The organism is Burkholderia sp. Ax-1720, from assembly GCF_011753035.1.
GTDB classification, from domain to species: Bacteria; Pseudomonadota; Gammaproteobacteria; order Burkholderiales; family Burkholderiaceae; genus Burkholderia; species Burkholderia gladioli.
Map to the genome: position 1 here is coordinate 23,800 of NZ_VWWK01000025.1, position 17,330 is coordinate 41,129.

General features: G+C 58.2%; 17 protein-coding genes and 2 pseudogenes. 13 read left to right on the top strand and 6 right to left on the bottom strand.

From position 1 onward, the window contains the following. Window positions 1-71: 71 nt before the first annotated feature. The 7 genes from F3J18_RS10840 to F3J18_RS10870 all read left to right on the top strand — a co-directional run bounded on the left by F3J18_RS10840 (window position 72) and on the right by F3J18_RS10870 (window position 6,370). Entirely contained in the window at window positions 72-2,492 is a 2,421-nt protein-coding gene (locus tag F3J18_RS10840) for a phage tail tape measure protein (RefSeq protein ID WP_166912807.1), read from the top strand. A gap of 9 nt (window positions 2,493-2,501) precedes the next feature. Then, window positions 2,502-3,380: a phage tail protein gene (locus F3J18_RS10845; RefSeq protein ID WP_166912808.1), complete on the top strand. Its 879-nt coding sequence runs from the start codon at window positions 2,502-2,504 to the stop codon at window positions 3,378-3,380. Continuing rightward, a complete protein-coding gene (locus tag F3J18_RS10850; protein ID WP_166912809.1) occupies window positions 3,355-3,561 on the top strand; it encodes a tail protein X in 207 nt (68 codons plus the stop codon). Before F3J18_RS10845 ends, F3J18_RS10850 begins: the two co-directional genes overlap by 26 nt. A gap of 9 nt (window positions 3,562-3,570) precedes the next feature. Beyond that, window positions 3,571-4,620 (top strand): contractile injection system protein, VgrG/Pvc8 family, encoded by a 1,050-nt coding sequence (locus tag F3J18_RS10855; RefSeq protein ID WP_047837034.1) that lies wholly within the window; start codon window positions 3,571-3,573, stop codon window positions 4,618-4,620. A gap of 72 nt (window positions 4,621-4,692) precedes the next feature. Beyond that, window positions 4,693-5,142, top strand: coding sequence for a hypothetical protein (locus F3J18_RS10860; RefSeq protein ID WP_017918170.1), 450 nt, complete (start codon window positions 4,693-4,695; stop codon window positions 5,140-5,142). Further along, on the top strand, window positions 5,139-5,705 hold the full coding sequence (locus F3J18_RS10865; protein ID WP_166912810.1) for a glycosyl hydrolase 108 family protein: 567 nt from the start codon (window positions 5,139-5,141) through the stop codon (window positions 5,703-5,705). The genes F3J18_RS10860 and F3J18_RS10865 overlap by 4 nt, the downstream gene beginning before the upstream one ends. A gap of 2 nt (window positions 5,706-5,707) precedes the next feature. Next, window positions 5,708-6,370 carry a hypothetical protein gene (locus tag F3J18_RS10870; RefSeq protein WP_166912811.1) on the top strand — a complete coding sequence of 221 codons (663 nt, stop codon included), beginning with the start codon at window positions 5,708-5,710 and terminating at the stop codon, window positions 6,368-6,370. Between the two features lie 164 nt (window positions 6,371-6,534). Here the strand turns inward: F3J18_RS10870 and F3J18_RS10875 are convergent, their stop codons facing one another. The 3 genes from F3J18_RS10875 to F3J18_RS10885 all read right to left on the bottom strand — a co-directional run bounded on the left by F3J18_RS10875 (window position 6,535) and on the right by F3J18_RS10885 (window position 9,806). Beyond that, window positions 6,535-7,989 carry a hypothetical protein gene (locus F3J18_RS10875; protein ID WP_166912812.1) on the bottom strand — a complete coding sequence of 485 codons (1,455 nt, stop codon included), beginning with the start codon at window positions 7,987-7,989 and terminating at the stop codon, window positions 6,535-6,537. 152 nt (window positions 7,990-8,141) lie between these two features. Further along, on the bottom strand, window positions 8,142-9,245 hold the full coding sequence (locus F3J18_RS10880; RefSeq protein ID WP_240154490.1) for a DUF3578 domain-containing protein: 1,104 nt from the start codon (window positions 9,243-9,245) through the stop codon (window positions 8,142-8,144). Between the two features lie 144 nt (window positions 9,246-9,389). After that, window positions 9,390-9,806 carry a hypothetical protein gene (locus tag F3J18_RS10885; protein WP_166912813.1) on the bottom strand — a complete coding sequence of 139 codons (417 nt, stop codon included), beginning with the start codon at window positions 9,804-9,806 and terminating at the stop codon, window positions 9,390-9,392. Between the two features lie 443 nt (window positions 9,807-10,249). Here F3J18_RS10885 and F3J18_RS10890 point away from each other — a divergent pair, with 443 nt between their 5' ends. The 4 genes from F3J18_RS10890 to F3J18_RS10905 all read left to right on the top strand — a co-directional run bounded on the left by F3J18_RS10890 (window position 10,250) and on the right by F3J18_RS10905 (window position 14,494). Beyond that, window positions 10,250-10,888, top strand: coding sequence for a hypothetical protein (locus F3J18_RS10890; protein WP_166912814.1), 639 nt, complete (start codon window positions 10,250-10,252; stop codon window positions 10,886-10,888). 1 nt (window position 10,889) lies between these two features. Further along, window positions 10,890-11,894 carry a DGQHR domain-containing protein gene (locus F3J18_RS10895; RefSeq protein ID WP_166912815.1) on the top strand — a complete coding sequence of 335 codons (1,005 nt, stop codon included), beginning with the start codon at window positions 10,890-10,892 and terminating at the stop codon, window positions 11,892-11,894. A 323-nt stretch (window positions 11,895-12,217) separates the two neighbouring features. After that, window positions 12,218-13,663, top strand: a complete 1,446-nt coding sequence (locus tag F3J18_RS10900) for a hypothetical protein (protein WP_166912816.1) — start codon at window positions 12,218-12,220, stop codon at window positions 13,661-13,663. Between the two features lie 12 nt (window positions 13,664-13,675). Continuing rightward, the gene (locus tag F3J18_RS10905; RefSeq protein ID WP_166912817.1) at window positions 13,676-14,494 is read left to right on the top strand and encodes a DUF5677 domain-containing protein; all 819 of its coding nucleotides are present in this window, start codon (window positions 13,676-13,678) and stop codon (window positions 14,492-14,494) included. Between the two features lie 53 nt (window positions 14,495-14,547). Here F3J18_RS10905 and F3J18_RS10910 read toward each other — a convergent pair whose 3' ends face one another. Further along, window positions 14,548-15,327, bottom strand: coding sequence for a hypothetical protein (locus tag F3J18_RS10910; RefSeq protein WP_166912818.1), 780 nt, complete (start codon window positions 15,325-15,327; stop codon window positions 14,548-14,550). Between the two features lie 541 nt (window positions 15,328-15,868). On the opposite strand from F3J18_RS10910, the pseudogene F3J18_RS10915 reads away from it, so the two are divergent. After that, window positions 15,869-16,204, top strand: a pseudogene (locus F3J18_RS10915) (DNA adenine methylase); the annotation flags it as partial. A gap of 39 nt (window positions 16,205-16,243) precedes the next feature. On the opposite strand, the gene F3J18_RS10920 reads toward F3J18_RS10915, so the two are convergent. Then, window positions 16,244-16,531, bottom strand: coding sequence for a hypothetical protein (locus tag F3J18_RS10920; RefSeq protein ID WP_166912819.1), 288 nt, complete (start codon window positions 16,529-16,531; stop codon window positions 16,244-16,246). Further along, entirely contained in the window at window positions 16,528-17,010 is a 483-nt protein-coding gene (locus F3J18_RS10925; protein ID WP_166912820.1) for a DUF2778 domain-containing protein, read from the bottom strand. The genes F3J18_RS10920 and F3J18_RS10925 overlap by 4 nt, the downstream gene beginning before the upstream one ends. Window positions 17,011-17,133: 123 nt before the next feature. Between F3J18_RS10925 and F3J18_RS10930 the strand changes: the two are divergent. Continuing rightward, window positions 17,134-17,281 (top strand): annotated as a pseudogene (locus F3J18_RS10930) (IS481 family transposase); the annotation flags it as partial. Window positions 17,282-17,330 lie beyond the last annotated feature (49 nt).

The following is a 17,330-nucleotide window of genomic DNA, read 5'->3' on the forward strand; positions in this document are numbered from 1 at the left end:
TCGCCTGCGTCGATCGATGACATGACGATCGACGACATGATCTGGTGGTTGACTGACTGAGGGGTGCGGACATGGCAAAGGATATCGCCCTGGGTATCGTGATCGGCGGCGCCGTGTCGGCGACGTTCGGCAAGGCGATCACGGATACGACGTCGAAGATCGACGGCATGAAGAAGCGGGCGAACGATGCCCGCCTCTGGCAGCGGCAGATCGGCGAGACGGTTCGCCTGCAGGAGGAGTTCCGGCGGCTGCATGCCGCCGGGGATAGCGCGGCGGACGGCATCCGCCGCAAGCTGGATAGCAACCTGAAGTCGTTGCGCGAAGCTGGGGTCGAGGTCAGCAAGCTCGATCGCGCGTATGCGCAACTCGGGCGCACCGCGCGCGGGCTCGATCTGAAGGCGGCTGGCTTCGAGCGCATGGAGGCCGGCAAGGAAGCGGGTCGCGGGGTGATCGGTGACGCGGTGAAGCTGTCGGCGGCCGTGGCGGTGCCTGCGACGATCGCGGCCAACTATCAGGCGATCATTCGCGACATCTCGATCAAGGCCGGCATCGCTCGCACGCAGCAAGAGGCGGCGATGGGCGTGCGCATCCGCAAGGATGCGGCGGACAACGGGATCGGCCGCAACGAGCTGGCCGACGCCATCAACCAGATGGTGGCGGGCGGCATGGATCTCGACCGGGCGCTCAACTTCGGGCCGCTCGTCGCGAAGTTCGCGATCGGGCAGGGGGCGACGACGGTCGAGACAGCGAAGATGATCCAGGCGCTTCAGCAGAACGCTGAGATTGTCGATCCGCGCCAGATGGCGAAAGCGCTAGAGGCGATCGCCTATCTCGGCAAGGAAGGGTCGTTCGAGTCGGTCGACATGGCGCGGTGGTTCCCGGTGCTGCTCGCCGAAATGAAGAAGATCGGTATCACGGGGCAGGATTCCGTCACGCAGCTAGGCGCCATGCTCCAGGTGCAGATGAAGACGGCCGGCGGCGCCGACGAGGCCGCGAACAACCTCAAGAACTGGTTTTCGAAGATCGGTTCGGGGGAGACCGAGCGCAACTATGCGAAAGCCGGGGTCGACTACCAGGCGAAGATGCGCGAGGCGATCGGCAAGGGCTGGTCGACGCTGGAGGCGTCGTTCGTGCTGGCTCGTGCGTACATCGAGCGCGTGGATCCGGAGAAGGCAAAGCAACTGGCCGGTGCCGCTAAACAGTTCAATGCGGAGATGGATCCGGCGAAGCGGCAGGCGCAGATGGCCGCGTTCGCGGAGACGATGAAGACCGGCGACCTGTTCAACGACATGCAGGTCAAGGCGGCGCTCACGGCGTACATGCAGAACGCGGATCTGTACAACGAGCTGAAGACCAATGCACAGAAGGCGAGCGGCGAGATCCAGAAGGATCTCGAAGCCCGCCGCGAGACGTCCAAACAGATCTGGAACGAGGTCGGCCAGCAGTGGGATGACGCGATGCGCAGCATCGGCGATGCGCTGCGGCCGGTCACGGATCTCGCCGGCAAAGCGGCAAAGGGGCTCGGTGGCACGGTGCGCGAAGCGGCGGACAAGGCGCCGGGTGTCACGGCAGCGGTGGTCGGCGTGGCGGGCGCGGCCGTCGCTTATCGCGGCGCAAAGGCACTTTGGAACATTGGGCGCGGTGTGTTCGATATCGCGCGCGGCACGGTCCTGGGCCGGTCAGGCGCCCGTGGTGGCGGTGGCAAAGGTGGAGTGGCCGGCAAAGCGCTCGACGCGCTTGCCGGCGCGGCTGGCGGGGTGCAGCGTGTGTTCGTCGTCAACATGCCGGGAGGGACAGGCGGGCTCGGCGGCGGCGGTTTGGTGGACGTGCCGGCGGGTGGCGATAAGGGGCGTGCAGGTGGGCGCGGTGCCGCGCGTGGTGGCCGTATTGGTCGAGCCCTGAGCGCCGGCCGCTCGCTCTTCGGCAAGGTAGCGCCCTATGCCGGAAAGATCGCGCTGGCCGGGACGATCCTGAAGGTCGGCTTCGCAGCGAAAGACGCGTATGCCGTGGCGTCGAGTACCGACACGCGGGAGCGGAAGGCGACGCAGTTCGCGGGGATAGCAGGGAGCCTTGCTGGAGGCTTTGCCGGCGCCAAGATCGGCGCCCTGGTCGGTGCCTTCGGTGGCCCGATCGGTGCCGCTGTGGGTGGCGTGATTGGCGGTGCGATCGGCACCTTCGCGGGTGACAAGGCATTGAGCGCGATCGCGCGCAAGGTGTTCGAGCACAAGTCGGGCGAGCCGCCCGCCAGCGCGGAGGCGGCTGCGAAAGCCGCAGCGAACGCCGCTGGCGAGGGCGCCCCACCGCGTGCCGGCCCGCGCGTCGAGCAAACCAACACGTTCGCCCCTGTCTTCCATGTCCGCGTGGAAAGCAACGAGGCGGACGCGGCCGAGAAATTCCTGGCGCGGGTCAGTCCGATGTTGACGCAGATGATGGTCGAGCAGCAGCGCAAGACGACTAACTTTTCGGCGATGTTCGATGCGCCGCATCTATGAGGGTAAGGCATGGATCTGATCAGACAGATCACGTCGGCCGCGACGCAGGCGAGTGTCGCCTCGGAGCGCGTCCGGCAGATGGTGCGCGTAGCCGATCGCAACCGCGCCGCGAGCGCGACGACGGTCGAGACGTTGCAGAAGCTGGCGACCGGCAATCTCAGCAGCGCGGCCGAACTGCTGACCGGCGCCAAGAGCGCCATGTCGGTCGCGGGCGATCTATTCCCGCAAGTCGGGAGCGTGATGCGCAGCTTCAACGCGACGCAGGCGTCGGTCGGCTCGATTCTGAAGATGGCGGACAGTTCGAGCTTCCCGCTCGTGCGCTCTGCCGCCGACAGCGTCAAATCGGCGCTTGGCGGGGCGGTGAGTCAGTTCTCGAGCCTGGTCGGCATCAAGGACTCGGCGGTGGCCGATGCGGTCAAGGCGACGGGCCTGAGTTCCCTACTACCTGGGCTCGCGGACGGGGCGACGTCGAGCACGCCGCATTTGATGACGATGGCGGCCGACGACGGCAGCGCATTCCATTTCAACCTGTCGACGGCGGCGTTCGAGAAGCTGCGGCGGGCGACGCGATACCGGGTGGCCACGCAGGAGCGCTTGAACCGGCAAGAGGCGCTGCAGCCGGTCAGCGAGGGCGGCGAGACGATTACCCTGTCGGGCGTCATCTTTCCCGCCCTGGGCGCCGGCACGACGCAGATCAGCAAGCTGCGCGCGATCGGCAGCCGCATGAAGCCGGTGCGCCTGACGACGGGCAGCGGCGAAGTGCTCGGCCGCTGGCTGCTGCAGACGATCGAGGAGGAGCAGGACGCCATGCTGGCCGATGGCCTGCCCCGCAAGCAATCCTTCACTGTGGAGTTTGGCCGCTATGGCGAAGATTTTAAGAACGTCTGAGGGCGACGTGCTCGATACCTTGTGCTATCGGGTGTACGGGACGCTGCAGGGCACGGTGGAGGCGGTCTACGAGGCGAATACGGGCCTCGCTGCGAGGCCGCAGCCGTTCGCCTCGGGCGTCGAGATCGTGATGCCGGATATCGAGGCGCCGCGCGACGAAACCGTGTCGCTCTGGACATAGCGAGGCGCAATGGAAGCGATTTTTCAAATCATCGCGAACGGCGACGATGTCACGAAGGTGATTCAGGACCGGGTCATGGAGATCCGGACCGTGGACAAACCGGGCCTGGATGCGGACGAATGCACGATCACGCTGGACGATCGCGACGGCCGGATCCGATTCCCGCCCAAGGGCGCGACGGTCAAGGTGTCGCTGGGATGGGAGGGGCAGGGGCTCTCGATGCTGGGCGAGTATGCCGTCGACGAGGTCGGGCTGCGTGGGCCGCCGGCGAGCGTGGTGTTTCGCGGCAAGCCGGCGAACATGCGGGCGACGTCGAAGACGCAGCGCTACGGGAGCTGGTCGAACGTGCGGCTGGCCGACATCGTCGGCGATGTCGCGCGACGTAACAAATGGTCGGCCGCGTGCGACGTCGACGTGGTGGTGCCCCGCGTCGACCAGTTCGGGGAAAGCGATCTGCATTTCGTGACGCGGCTCGCTCGGCAGTATGGGGCGACGGCGACGGTCAAGGCCGGCAAGCTGATCGTGCTGCCCCGAGGCGGCGGCAAGAGCGCGAGCGGCAAGCCGTTGCCAGTGGTGACCCTGACGCCCGAGCTGCTGCTCGACTACGACATCAATTTTCCCGATCGCGCGAGCTTCGCGGCGGTCCGCACCAAGGTCCACGATCGCAAGACGGGGAAGAAAATCGACTTGACGATTCCCAATCCGGATGCGCCGCAAGGGGCGGCCGCGGTTCATACCGAGCGCCATGCGTTCGCGAGCCCGCAGGCCGCGAAGGCGGCGGCCACGTCCAGGCTGGAAACGCTCAACCGGCACACGTCGACGAGCCGCCTCACGATGCGCGGCCGGGCCGATCTGTCTGCCGAAAAGACGATCGCGCTGAAGGGGTTCAAAGAGGGTGTCGATGGGGAGTTCCTGATCGAGGCGGTCGAACACACGTTCGCCTCGCGGGGCTGGATCACGGTGGTGACGTTGAATGGAGGGAACAAGGGCAAGGCGAAGGTCGGGCACAAGAAGAAGTCGGGCAAGAAGATCGATCTGGTCGTGCCGGCGCCGACGTAACGCGCCACGCGAGAACGATGTAGGCCGCTCACGGGTAACCGGAGCGGCCTTTCTTTTTTCAACGGGGGTGGGATGGGTGACGAGAAGCAGGAGGGGCTGGCGGTACAGATCGCCACGCTCACGCAGCAGATGCGATCGGTCGCGGCGAGCGTCGAGGACATCAAGCGATCGGTGCAGCCGTTCGCGGATCTCGATCGCGGATTTGCCGAGATGCGCGTGCGCGCGGAATCGGTGCGCGAGGACGTCGGGCTGCTGTGGGCGCGGTCGCAGGCCGAGGAGCGTGCGCGCCTCGACCAAGCCGGCGATATCGCCGAGGTGGACCGGAAGGTCGATGCGATGAGGAACCGGGCGACGGGCGCGGTCTGGGTGCTCGGCATCGGCCTCGGGGCGGTGCAAGCCTTCGTCGTCGGCTCGATCGTCTGGGTCTTCACGCACGTCAACGAGGCGGACGTGCTCAATCGACTGCAACAGCAGCGTATCGAAACGCTGGAACTGGCCATTGGCCGAGGGGGAAAGCCATGAATGTCACGGCGAAGATCGACGCGCTGATCGGGCGCGAGGGTGGTTTTTCGAACGATCCGAACGATCGGGGGAACTGGTATCTCGGCAAGCTGGAGGGGACGATGTGGGGCATCACGGCCGCCGAGGCGCGGGCGAACGGCTATCTCGGCGCCATGAAGGACATGCCGCGCGCGACGGCCGTCGCGATCTACGAATCGCGCTACTGGTCGCGGCCGAAGTTCGACCAGGTCGACGCGATCTCGACGACGCTGGCCGAGAAGCTGTTCGATATCGGCGTGAACGCGGGGCCGTCCACCGGGGTGAAGTTCATGCAGCGGGCGCTCAACGTGCTGAACCAGGGCGGCAAGGCGTTCCCGGACATCGCGGCCGATGGTGGCATCGGCCCGATGACCCTCGCCGCGCTGAAGGCGTTTCTACAGCAGCGCGGTGCCGATGGACATCGCGTGCTGTACGGCATGGTCGCCGCGCAGCAGTCGGTGTTCTACATCGAGCTGGCCGAGCGCCGCCCGGAGAACGAGGCGTTCGAGTATGGCTGGCAACTCAACCGTGCGCTGGGGGTGTAAGCATGCTCGACATTCTGAAAACGGTGGCGCCGTGGCTTGTCACGGCATTGACGGGTGGCGTGCCGGGCGTGGCGGCCATGGCCGCGTCGGCGATTGCCGACCGGCTCGGCCTGGGCGATGGCTCGGTCGAGGCGGTGACGTCGGCCCTGTCCGGCCAGTCGATGACGCCGGAGCAATTGCTCGCGCTGAAGCAGGCCGACGCCGACTTCGAGCTGAAGATGCGGCAGGCCGGCTTCGCGCATGCCGAGAATCTCGCCGGGATCCAGGTGCAGGCCGACAAGGTCGCGGCGGACGATCGCGCGAGCGCCCGGCAGTATGCGGCGTCCGAACACGATCACACGGCCCGAAACCTAGCCTACATGTACACGGTGGCGCTCTTCGTGGTGATCGGGCTGGAGTTCTATCTGGCGATCGGCGAGATCCGGATGCCTGACGTCGTGAAGAGCACGCTCGACACACTGCTCGGTGTGCTGATCACGATGGTGATCGGCTCGAAGGAGTATTTCTTCGGCTCGTCGTCGCGGGCGGATAAGCAGACGGCGGAGATCACGCGCTTCGCGGTCTCGCCGGACATTACCGTGAGCGCTGGTGTTCGTGATCGAGTTCTGCCGAAAAGTTATTTGGATCGTACCAAACGCTTAGAAGGACTGGAGGCCTCGGAGTAGCTGCCCTCGTGGCGACATAGATAACCGGTGAACAACGCCGCGGTCGCGAGCTTTCCCTGGCCGTCCGGTTACATTTGGCGGAATCGTTGATAAGTTCGGGCTTCCTTATGAAGCCCGTCTGAGATCATTTATCCTCTGTCCAAGGCGCACTACCGTCGACTATGTCATCCTAATCGCACAAGTTTAGCCAATTTTCTCAGTTCTTCTTCATATGCCGGAGATTCGGGGTATTCGATTTTTCTAAGTAACATGCGGTTGAGACAGTCATCTGTGATTGGTAATATCAAGTTTTGTCTGTCTCGCCACGAATCTCGACATCTTTCAATGACAAGGGCTTCGTCTTTTGCGTCTCGGAAGACAAGGAGTCCAAATTTACCTCGATTTACACTAAACCGTCCTTCCAGTTGATCAAGTTCTGGATTGGCTGGGTCTTTTGAGTAATTTTTGCATTCTATGATGATATATGTTGAAGCAATATTTGATACTTGGTGGAGTCTGTTGAAAAACCCATTTGTTGCCGCATTTTCAAAAACAATGTCTATTCTTTTTCTGCCGCCGTTAATTTTAACTTCTGATGTGGGGGCTATTAAATCGGGATAAAATATGAAATCTAGTATTGAGGTTGCGAGTTTGTGGAATCGATCTGCTTCATTGTTGCCTTTTTTTGTCGATTTAAGAGCGTCCCTCAAGGTGTTGGCGGTTTCTTCTATGGTGGTTGGAGGGTTGAATGCGTCATCATCAAGTGATTTTGCTCCTAATCTTGATTCGGATAATTTAAATTTTTTGAAAACTTCTTTATGGCGCTCGGTAAAGGCGCTGAGATCATCTTTGTTTGATGAAACCTCCTTTGCGACATCGCTTTTATTTACCCAAATTCGCTCTTTGCCATTTTTTGAAATTCTTCGATTGACTAATGTTGTGTTGAGTCTCAAATGTTCGTGCTGAAGGAAAGGGAGTACGCCAAAGCGGTGGAATCTAGAGGATGAATATCTTGTCGAGTACGAGACAACTCCTTTGGGAACAAGTAGTATCTTTCGATCATTTATTATGAGCATGTCCTCATGTGAAGCTGCCCACTGGCATTTTGCTCTGTCCCAATAGAAGCCGGAGTCTATTTCTTTGGTGAGATTTATTCCCCATAAGTTGCATTGATTTTGCGTGTATTTTATCAACTGACCGCGAATGATGTTCGTGATCATGTCCGATATTTTGTCTTTATCCACGCCGTGAACAAATATTCGCACATCTTCAATGTGTTCTACCAGGCCGCTTTTGACGGCGCGGCTACCTTTCAAACTATTTAATATTTTTGTTGCATCAATCGAACCCAGCCCGCGTCCGTCCGGCGCCCCTATGGATAGGCCTAGGCAAGTTTCGTTGGGTTCATGCAAATATTGCAGGAGCTCCAAGGCTGTTATGTCGTCGTCTGCTCGAATTGCTTCAAGAAGCTGTGCGAAAAAACTTCGAATAGTCGAAGTGGCCTCAGCTGAGAATCGGTCGTTTCTTAAGGAAAGAAAGTGAGGGTCGAGAAATACTCGCAAATCTCGATCGGGATCGATGTCTACGAAATCTAATTCGCGCTGTCCTGCATTGAGATCGAAAAGCTCACTTATTCTCATAAATTCCTCGCTTTTTTGTGAGGGTTTAATGTGGTGGGTGTGTCTGGTTTTGTGTGTGGTGGAAATAATATAAATAGTCTACCTTGGTGAATGATTTTATGTTCCGCAGTGCGGTAAATTTAAATTGATTGAAATGATGTCTTGTCGGTAAGCTAAGCCGATCGGCGGACTTGAAAGGCGAGGGGTTCAAGTGTCCACTGGTCAATATCCCATTGAATCAATGCTTCAACGTCTCCGCCGGAAGCGCGTGGATTCACACTGCTTCTGTCGAGTGCTATCCGTGAAACAATTAAGAGTCCTGTTGTGCCTTTTTCTCGCTTGTGAAGTTCGACTTCGTTTCGCGTCATTAAGATCGAGTCACATATTTCACTTGTTGTCCCCTTGACTTCGATTTTGAGTGTTTGTCCATCTCGCTGAGCCAGAATATCAAAACATTCGACCGCTGATGTATCTTGGCACGCGAAGCCCGCAGATTGAAGAAAGTCTATTGCCAGGGACATTGCGCGTAGCTCTACCTCCCGTCGTTCGGGAGGTGTAAGCCCAATGCCTTGCGCACGAGACCGCCGGCGTAATGGTTTTACAACTGCTGTTAGATCGCGAGCGTCTTGGTCGCCCGGAGCTACGTCTCGCTGGTCGAGTTGAGCAAGATAAATCGCCGAGAGCCTTTCGCTGGCAGCAAAGAGTAATCCGTCGAGGTCATAAGTTTCAATACTTTCGACGGGTACTCTTTGGGCCACCGCAGTTGCTTTTTCGAATGTTTTAGGAAGAGACGCACGTGCCCCCAGATTAATAGTATCGACAAAGGGCATCAGTGTTTTCCAGCGCCGCTCAATAACCGAACGTGCCCATGATGTTTTTACTTTTAGCTGTGCGTCAGATATTGCTCTAAGATCACCATTATTCCACACAGTGCTGCCGCAGCCTACAGTGAAAAAGCAGGCCGCACCATCTGCCGAAAAGTGAATCACAACATAGAAGCCTTCGCGCGGCGTCGGGGACATTGCGTTCGAGTAGAGTCGAACCCATGGCGCTTCAGTCTTTCTCCCAATACCGTCTGAACCCTGCACGGCTAGGTCGTCGAATAGAGGATTGAACGCACGACTCAGGGTGGGAATTCGATTTCGTATCTCTTCAACCAAATCGGTGCGAATAAGACTGCCGCGCTCCTTCATTTCGTGCGTATTTGATGAAGAATATTTTTTCTGAAGTTCGCAAATCCGCTTAATGACCGTTATCAATTGAAGTCCTCTTATCATGTGGCTCCGCTGGAATCACTATAAAAATGAAAGCATGCGGATTGATTTATTGTTTTTGCGTGAAAAAATCCTCATCAATTCTAGCTGGCCCGGCGGGAACCTGAGGCCTACGCCCGCCGGTATTGGGACTTCGTGCCGACCTCGTTATTCCTTCGCTTTCGTTTGAAGAATCTTAATAGCCTTTTTAGCCATCGCTTGAACTTCCTTCGATAGCTTTTCGCGGCTTCCGGCGTCACCCGCGCCGGCGAGGTCGCTGGTGCGATGTGCAATCGTCTTCAGCATCCCTTGAAGGGTCTTGTTTTCTTTAAGATATTCCTGTACGTCGCGGACTTGTGCGCCTCGATTGGCGACAAGTTCTTGGACAATATCGGCTCCTTTTTTATTTTGACCGATCAGTGAATCGATGGCTTCTTTTTGTATCTTGTTTAGTGGCATGTTGCACCCCGTGGCAAAAGTAGTTGTGATGTGAGCGAAGCGCGCAGCAGCGCCCTCTCCTGAAGATATTATTGATTGGATTCTATGGTGTCGATCAACTTCGAAAATTCCGGCGTAACTTTTCATCTTAGTCTTGCTGGTAAAGGTGAAGTCACTGCTGAATTAGTGCTGCGGTCCGCCAGGCGCATGACGGTTGTAGGCGTTGATGTGGGTGCATGCTTATGTGGCCGGAAAAAGTTGCTATGACAGCCCGAGTTTGCCAGCGGTCAGAAACGGAGGCTGCTCGAAGTGTGCCATTCCGCTGGTTGTAGGTGATGGCGAGCGGCGGTTGCCGGCCAGGAGTTGTCGTTCTAGGTGTCAGTCCCTTGGTTGGTCGAGTAGCGGTCCTACTCTCAGAGAGTGGACGCTCGTCGGCGGATGACCTTATGCGGCTAACTGTGTTGGGGGCGAGGCCCTTGCCGTGAGTTTTGTGTTGCGCCACAAGAAGGCCGTGGGTAATATCCTGCGATTCCTTCTAGTCACTTTCTAGTTGCGAAAGCGCAATTTTGACCAAAACTGGCTAACTTCAAATGGCAACGGAATCCGACGACGCACAACAGGCACAATCGCAATGCTTGATAACACGTGCGCAGGCTGTTGCCCGACCGATATTGTCAAAGGCCGCGGCCCTCGGGAAGGCAATGAAAGAAAAACGCAAGCAACTGCTAAATGCAGCGTGGTACGTTTTCATAATATTAATCGTCGGACAGATTGGTCCACTCATCGAATACGCGAAAGCATTGTGGGATGGATCATCAGTGCTGGACAAGATCGAGGAGAGTGCAGCAAAGGGCGAGCTTTTAACTTGCGCCATTGCGATTTTAGCTGCCGGAACCTATTTTTTGGTGAAGGAATACAACTCACCAGCGCAGATAGGTAACCGGATTATGAAATCAAGTTTGTTACTTTGGACCATCTTGTGTGGCTTTGGGTGCGTACTCATTTCCGTGCAGCTCTTATCAGCGTCGAGTTCAGTTTTCGGCGCACCTCTACAGCGTTGGTTGCATTGGGTTTGCTACGGATTTGCAATGATCACGGCGTTCGCTCTTTGGATGCTAGAGGAGTGGCAAACTTCAGCTTCAGAAGAGACTGGAAAATGGGAAAGAAATGCATCTTCCATGACGACTGAGTCCGAACGGGTCAAGACGTCAACGGGATTGAGGGTTTAAAATGTCAGACAGTTCGAACAAAATTCCCGTATTCGAGTATGAGCAGCCGGGTGCGGTATTCTATGCTTGTATTCTTCCGGCTGATCAAATCATCGACCGACTAGAGATTCGTCGTCGCAGTTCAGATCCCGATTTTGGTATTCAGAGGGATGAAAATGCGAGACGGGTCCGTGAAATATCAGAATATGCGACTGAGCGAAATGCGATCTTCCCGACCCCGGTCATCGTATCGGCTCGATCGAATCAAGTCGTGGTCGACGGAGCCCATCTTCGATTCGTAAACAATGAAGGTGATGTCGGGCATGTGTTGGACGGGCAACATCGAGTATTAGGTTTGAGGGAATTGTCACGTAGTGATCTTCGAAGATTCAATCTGCTCGTGGTCTTCGTGTTCGACATTGATGTTTACTCGGAAGCGACCATCTTTTCGACGATCAATGGTAATCAAAAGCAGGTTTCAAAATCCTTAATGTATGACCTGTTCTCGTTGAGTCCCGGCAGAAGTATTGAGAAGTCATGCCACGAAATTGCGAGATCCTTGCATGATGATCCGGAGTCGCCATTCCATGGTCGTATTAAAATACTGGGTACAAAAGTTGGTCCGGAAGAGACGCTTTCCCAAGCAGCCTTTGTCGATCAACTCGCTCGACAGATCAAGGATCGTAGCGGTTCGTTGTATGAGTTCTATATCGCAGACGAAGATTGGGTAATCAGGAAGATACTGGCCAGTTGCTTTTCCGCTATAGACGAAGTGCGCTCAGATACGAGCCAATTTCCTCAAGATTATTTTTATAGAACAACTGGTTATGGGGGGGTGGTGCAAGCGTTGGGCGAGCTTGTCAAGATGGGAAAGCAGCTCGGCGACGTAAGTCGCGATTTTTTTGTACCAATAATGAAGGTTTTCTTTAACGGTAAGGAATCGCCGCCGACTGGGGTTGGCAACGCTGCGATGCTGGACATCAAGAGCCGCCTTTTAGCCGCTGCCGCTAGCGCGACGAATGGCTGAGTCTAGATCATAGTGTCGGAGCTTGAATGTTCGTTTGAGTCAGAATGATAACTGCGTCGATCCGCTCCGTTGGCTCGGCTGCAGCGCATTCGCCTGCGCAACTTTATGTACGGGTCAGACATCGGATCGGTCGTTTGAACAGCTCGAGTTTACCGGCGGCCTGAACGGGGCCGCTCGAAGTTCGCCATTCGGCTGCCAGGAATGTTGAGCGGCAGCTATCGGCCAGAAGCCGTCAGTGATCACCAAGCACAGCCGGCAGTGGAGCGGCTGCTTCTCGCCGAAAGGTGTCAGAATGTCAGTTCATGCAACGCCGTGGAAAAGCAATGCAGGGGTCACTAGTCAAGCCGGCGGTCATTCCTCTCGACACGCTTAGGGAGCAGATCGCACAGGCCGTCGCCGCAGCCAAGGCCTATGAAGTTCCCGACGCCTGTGTCCGCATGGGAATTCAGCAGGCCGTAGCGGAAGGCGATGCGCAAGAGGCTTTTAGCAGCAAGCGGCTGTATGTCCGGCGACGCATCCTCTCGTGGAATGAGGCGGACCTTCTCGACTTGGCAACGCGGGTGCTGCGCGAGTACCCATCGGAGAATCTCGCGGACACCGTGAGCGAGACGACAATCCACGCCGAGTATCGAGTGAGTGCGTTGGTCCGGAGTGACGTGCTCAAGGCCCTCAATCCTTTGGCATCCCTGTTCGGCGAGCTCCCCCTGATTGACAGCCTCAGAGAGGTGTTCGGTGTCTCGGTCATCCAAGACGATGCGACTGGGTTGCTCGGCCGCTCCAGTTTGCACGGGCAGATAGTCCAGCACTGCTTGCGCAACGACGACTGGTCGCACGAAGAGTTGCTGACTCAATGCGGCGCGCTGACGTGCAGCCAAACGCGCTTCTTCGCGTTGCTGACCAAGCTTCTGCACCCCATGACACGCCGCAACGCGGAGCAGGCGGAGCTTGCTATCGCGATTGGCGCGATACTGAGGCGGGATGGCTTCACGGTTCGGCAGGCCAGCGTAGAGTCCGGGTACGCTATCTACGGGGTAGTGCGGGCCAAGGCTGGCGTCGCCGGAGCGATGAAGAATCTGATCTTCGCCTCGATCGGCGAGAAGCCGGAGCTGGTCTTTCGCGATGCTGTGAACAACGACGTCGAGATCGTCAAGCATGCCGACAAGGTGCTGGTTTTCGACCGTCCCTTACCGAGTTCAGGACTGCTGCTCTGGAAGGACCTGCGGGACTGGTATGCCGAACTCCAGGGCATCAGTGACCCGGGCATTGCAAAGGAGCGGTTGTTCCGACGACTGCGCCAGACGGTGCTTGGTGCCCGCTCGGCAGGTGAGTTCGCAGTGTTCCAAGGTTACTACGAGTGCTTCGGCGGCCCGCTTGGCGACCGGTTGCCAGCGCTGATTCCGCAGGTCTATCTGCATTACGACCCCTATACCAAGCGCCAGCGCGGTGACGAGCAGTTCCTGGCGCGCCAACGCATGGATTTTCTGCTGATGCTGGAGCAGGGCGTGCGCGTTGTGATCGAGGTCGATGGCCGCCACCACTATGCAGTACCGGATCCCCTCGCGTCGGATCGGTTCATCGCGAGCGCACAGCGCTACGCCGAAATGGTAGCGGAGGACCGCCGGCTGCGGCTGATGGGATACGAGGTCTACCGCTTCGGCGGACACGAGTTCTTGGATGTCGATCTAGAACAGCGCGAGGTCGGCCCACACGCTCAACAATGCGTTGCCGAATTCTTCGAGGGGCTGCTGGCGCGGCATTGTGTGCGGTGACCGGAGAAAGCTATGGCGAGTTTTGATGAAGTCGGTTTCCTGTCCGACGATTTTACAGGCTGGCAGGCAGCAGTCCGTGAACTGTATGCCGGGCCCTTCGAGTTAGCCGAACGCGCGAATGAAATGGGAATGCGAATGCGGAAAGCCTTTGCTCTGGAAGGGCTCGCCGAGGAAGCGAAGTGGGCCATTGCGGGGTTCGTGCGGGCGTTGGGGGCTTTCCAGGGATGCATTCTGATGGCCGAGCGCGGAGCGCTACCAGAAGCTCGCGCGTTGGCACGCTTGTGCACGGAGTCCGTCATCGTCACGGCCGGGTTGGTGAGGGTCGTGGGAACGCTCGAGCGCCTGCGCGAGGACGATGCAGCGCACGATCTCGGTGTATGTAACCGGGTTCTCGAACTCAATGGAAATGACGCGAACGACGAGCGGCTGGAAGTTTTCAGAAGAAGGAAGGCCGAGATCGAAGCGCGGTACGAACGGCCGCGATCACTGAAACTTGCGACGCTTGCACACGCTTCGGATCTGACGCTGCTCTATGAACTTTCGTACAGGTTCACGTCCGGGAACGGGGCACACGCGACGCTGGGTGCATTCGTTCGCCACATGAGAGAGGGCATCGATGGGGAGCCAGACGTCTACTTCTTCGGTCCCGACACGTCCGACATGGCGTCGACGCTTTTATGTGCCAATAGCGCTGCCATTCACCTGATCACCCTCGCCGTCGAAAACATGGGACTGGTTGAATTCAACCCCGAACGGATCGATCTCGCTTTGCACTGGAACATTCTCAGGCCGGACCTCGAAGCGGCAAGCACCGCAGAGGGGCAGAACTGAACCCCGGCGATCATTTACTCGTGCTGAGCCACCTCCACGCGCACAGGCCGACTTTATTCCGGAGGACCCTTTCCTTGTCCCGTTACGGGCGTCCGTCGCCATTTCGCGCATCCGGTGAGGTCCATGAAGTCGCGTTCGGGATACCGGATCACCCGCCTGATGCAGTCAGCCGCAATGGGCTGCACGCTTTTGTCTTGGTACTCCACCGGTTCATCCGTCTCGTAGCCGCGGCTAATAAGGTAGATGCGAACGAGCTTCATCGCAAGGCCGGCACTGGGGGCGAGTGAAGCAACGGGCACGTTGGCCTCGATCACACACGGTGTCCCGATCGCATGCAGGATCGATGACGTCACCAGGTCGTCCTCATGCGAGTTATAAAGCGCTTCACCACCCCAATGGCGGAAAAATCGCCCAATGCCATGTTCGCCTGCCCGATGCGGCGGGGAAAAGCAGAACCACAGCCGGCCAGCGCGGTTGCTCTCGTCAGCCTGATTGGCCGCTGCGAGTCGGTTACCAATGTCGCTCGGCAACTGGCCTGACGCGACCAGTGCATCGATGCGACGGCGCAGCATCGTACCGTCGGGCAGTTGCATGCCAGATCGGACGATCTGCGTGATCTCGACATCTGTGATGCGGGTGCAGTGCCAGCCGGTGATCGAATACGGCCTGAGCGCATCGCCCACGCGAAGAATGGCTCGGTCATAGTCCTGCGGGCTTACCTTCCACGGTGCAATCTGCCAGCTTAGAAACAATTCGTGGAGGCCGCCTAGGAGAGACGCCAGTGGAGCGGGCCACGCCTCTGGTTGGTCAAGCGGGAGTAGCACGCGGGTCATCAGGCCTTCTCTGTGTTCGTCGCTGCCGATATGGCAGGTTGCCTGACGAGCCTACCATGCGCAAAGCCGCCAACGATTTGCCAGTCGGCTCGGATGTGTGGATGGCCGTTAAACACGTCGAAGAAGCCGGAGAGCTGAGGCCCGGTTCAAGGTCCGGAGAGGATCGTTAGTGGACGAACCGTAAAAGCGCTAGCGTAGGTATTGGCGTAGGTTTGTGCTCAGAGCTCTGTCAGATAAGATGAAGATGCTGCTGCATCATGGGCGTGTGGTTGGTCGTGACGTCGGTGGATTGCGTGCTCATTTGGCCGGGAGAAGTTGCTTTAGCGGGGGGAGTTTACCAGTGGGCTGGGGAAGGGGCGCGGAGTTGGCCTTTTGGCTGGGTGGCGGGGGGAGTGAGAGTGTTGGCGGGCTGATCGCGCTGCTTCGAGGCGGCGGCTACGTTGTGGCTGGAAACGCGTGACCGGCGCATGTTAACGAGTCGCCCGAAGATGCGCGGGCGGGTTTGTCCGCCGAAAAGACGATCGCTCTGAAAGGGGGCAAGGAATCCAGCGCGCGGCGAGGTTTCTACTACCTGCAGAAAGGTTGCTTTGGCGGCAAGTTGGAGCTGTTCTATCTGGATCCGCCGTATCTCGACACGGCCGGCTATGGCGCTGCGTTTCCGTTCGAGCAATGCGAAGGGATGGCCGAGCGTCTACGGACGCTCAAGGGCCGTGCGATCGTGAGTCTGAACGATCATCCGGAGATCCGCCGGGTGTTCGACGGATTCCATATCGAGACGGTGCAGATGCAGTACACGGTTGGCCTGGAGGCAGCGAGCCGCCATGAGGTGATCATTTCGAGCTGGGACGTTGGCGCCGAGCCGGCAGGATTGTTCTGAGGCGTTGCGCGAGCGGGGCGGCCCGCTCGCGCCATGTCGTTACGCTTGGGCCCGACGGGTTCGAGCGCGGCCGATTGCGACGTTCGCGACCCAGACAAGCAGGCCACAAACGATGATTGACGCGAGCAGTATCGCCAGCATGCCGAGTGTGGGCAGGTCGTCAGGGTTCGCAAATTCTTCGCGGCCGGTTATGTGCAGCAGCACGCGCAGCGCGTGATCCATCCACTCGGGCATGTTTCCGGCTTGGCTGATGATGAAAGTCCCGAGCATCCACCCGCCGGCCAGCGTGACAACGACATTCAGCGCGATCAGTCCGATCTTCTTCATTTCACGTCAACCGTTCCATATGCCTTGAACGTCGATCCTGGCACTGGCAGGTCGGCACCATTTTTCCGGAGATATTCGGCGAGGCGATCGAATGTCGTTGGATTCGTGACGGTAATGCAGCCTTCGCTTAGGCGAAGCTGCCCCATCGGATGCAGTCGAAACTGGCCGCGCTTGACGCTTCCTACGTATGTTGAGTCGCCGGTTTTGGCGTTCCACAACATAAACCACTTCGTGTGATCGGTAGTGCCAACGCCATATTTCCCGATCGCATCATGAAACCATCCCAGACGCCCACCTGACTGGCGATCGACGATGTAGTACGTTCCCTTGGGAATCGGCCCGACGCCTTCGATGCCGGTGGCATCGGGGTTGTCTCGACCGCTCTTGGTGCCTGAAAAAGCCGAAACCATCCCGAACCCGGGGCAGTTCAGGGTGGAGGTGGTCTTTCCATTTAAATCAAATGTGCAGCGGATCGGCATCGTTATTCCTTCTTTTTAGGCCTCGGATCCGCGCAGTGTACACGGCACTTAGGTGGCGACCCTTGACCGAGATCGGCGTATCAGAGCCTGTCGGGATGACAGCAGCGGATTTCTTTGGACTGCCCGGTTTCAGGAGATTGGGTCCAGATGGACACGATGAAGATCGCGCGAGGCGTTTGCCAGTACACGGCCTTTCGCATACTGGCTGTCTATCCGCGCAGAAACGCCCCGTAACACGCTGCTTTTTCTTGATCGAGTCATCGAGGAAATGGGGACGCGCCGCGCATGATTGGAAGGCAGCCATGAATCAGTTTGCCATC

Bases quoted from the DNA above. Each gene is read 5' to 3' on its own strand.
- F3J18_RS10840 (WP_166912807.1), top strand. From the start codon at position 72: ATGGCAAAGGATATCGCCCTGGGTATCGTGATCGGCGGCGCCGTGTCG.
- F3J18_RS10920 (WP_166912819.1), bottom strand. From the start codon at position 16,531: ATGAAGAAGATCGGACTGATCGCGCTGAATGTCGTTGTCACGCTGGCC.
- F3J18_RS10880 (WP_240154490.1), bottom strand. From the start codon at position 9,245: ATGATAAGAGGACTTCAATTGATAACGGTCATTAAGCGGATTTGCGAA.
- F3J18_RS10870 (WP_166912811.1), top strand. From the start codon at position 5,708: ATGCTCGACATTCTGAAAACGGTGGCGCCGTGGCTTGTCACGGCATTG.
- F3J18_RS10855 (WP_047837034.1), top strand. From the start codon at position 3,571: ATGGAAGCGATTTTTCAAATCATCGCGAACGGCGACGATGTCACGAAG.
- F3J18_RS10925 (WP_166912820.1), bottom strand. From the start codon at position 17,010: ATGCCGATCCGCTGCACATTTGATTTAAATGGAAAGACCACCTCCACC.
- F3J18_RS10845 (WP_166912808.1), top strand. From the start codon at position 2,502: ATGGATCTGATCAGACAGATCACGTCGGCCGCGACGCAGGCGAGTGTC.
- F3J18_RS10900 (WP_166912816.1), top strand. From the start codon at position 12,218: ATGCAGGGGTCACTAGTCAAGCCGGCGGTCATTCCTCTCGACACGCTT.
- F3J18_RS10895 (WP_166912815.1), top strand. From the start codon at position 10,890: ATGTCAGACAGTTCGAACAAAATTCCCGTATTCGAGTATGAGCAGCCG.
- F3J18_RS10865 (WP_166912810.1), top strand. From the start codon at position 5,139: ATGAATGTCACGGCGAAGATCGACGCGCTGATCGGGCGCGAGGGTGGT.
- F3J18_RS10885 (WP_166912813.1), bottom strand. From the start codon at position 9,806: ATGAAAAGTTACGCCGGAATTTTCGAAGTTGATCGACACCATAGAATC.
- F3J18_RS10890 (WP_166912814.1), top strand. From the start codon at position 10,250: ATGGCAACGGAATCCGACGACGCACAACAGGCACAATCGCAATGCTTG.
- F3J18_RS10905 (WP_166912817.1), top strand. From the start codon at position 13,676: ATGGCGAGTTTTGATGAAGTCGGTTTCCTGTCCGACGATTTTACAGGC.
- F3J18_RS10875 (WP_166912812.1), bottom strand. From the start codon at position 7,989: ATGAGAATAAGTGAGCTTTTCGATCTCAATGCAGGACAGCGCGAATTA.
- F3J18_RS10910 (WP_166912818.1), bottom strand. From the start codon at position 15,327: ATGACCCGCGTGCTACTCCCGCTTGACCAACCAGAGGCGTGGCCCGCT.
- F3J18_RS10850 (WP_166912809.1), top strand. From the start codon at position 3,355: ATGGCGAAGATTTTAAGAACGTCTGAGGGCGACGTGCTCGATACCTTG.
- F3J18_RS10860 (WP_017918170.1), top strand. From the start codon at position 4,693: ATGGGTGACGAGAAGCAGGAGGGGCTGGCGGTACAGATCGCCACGCTC.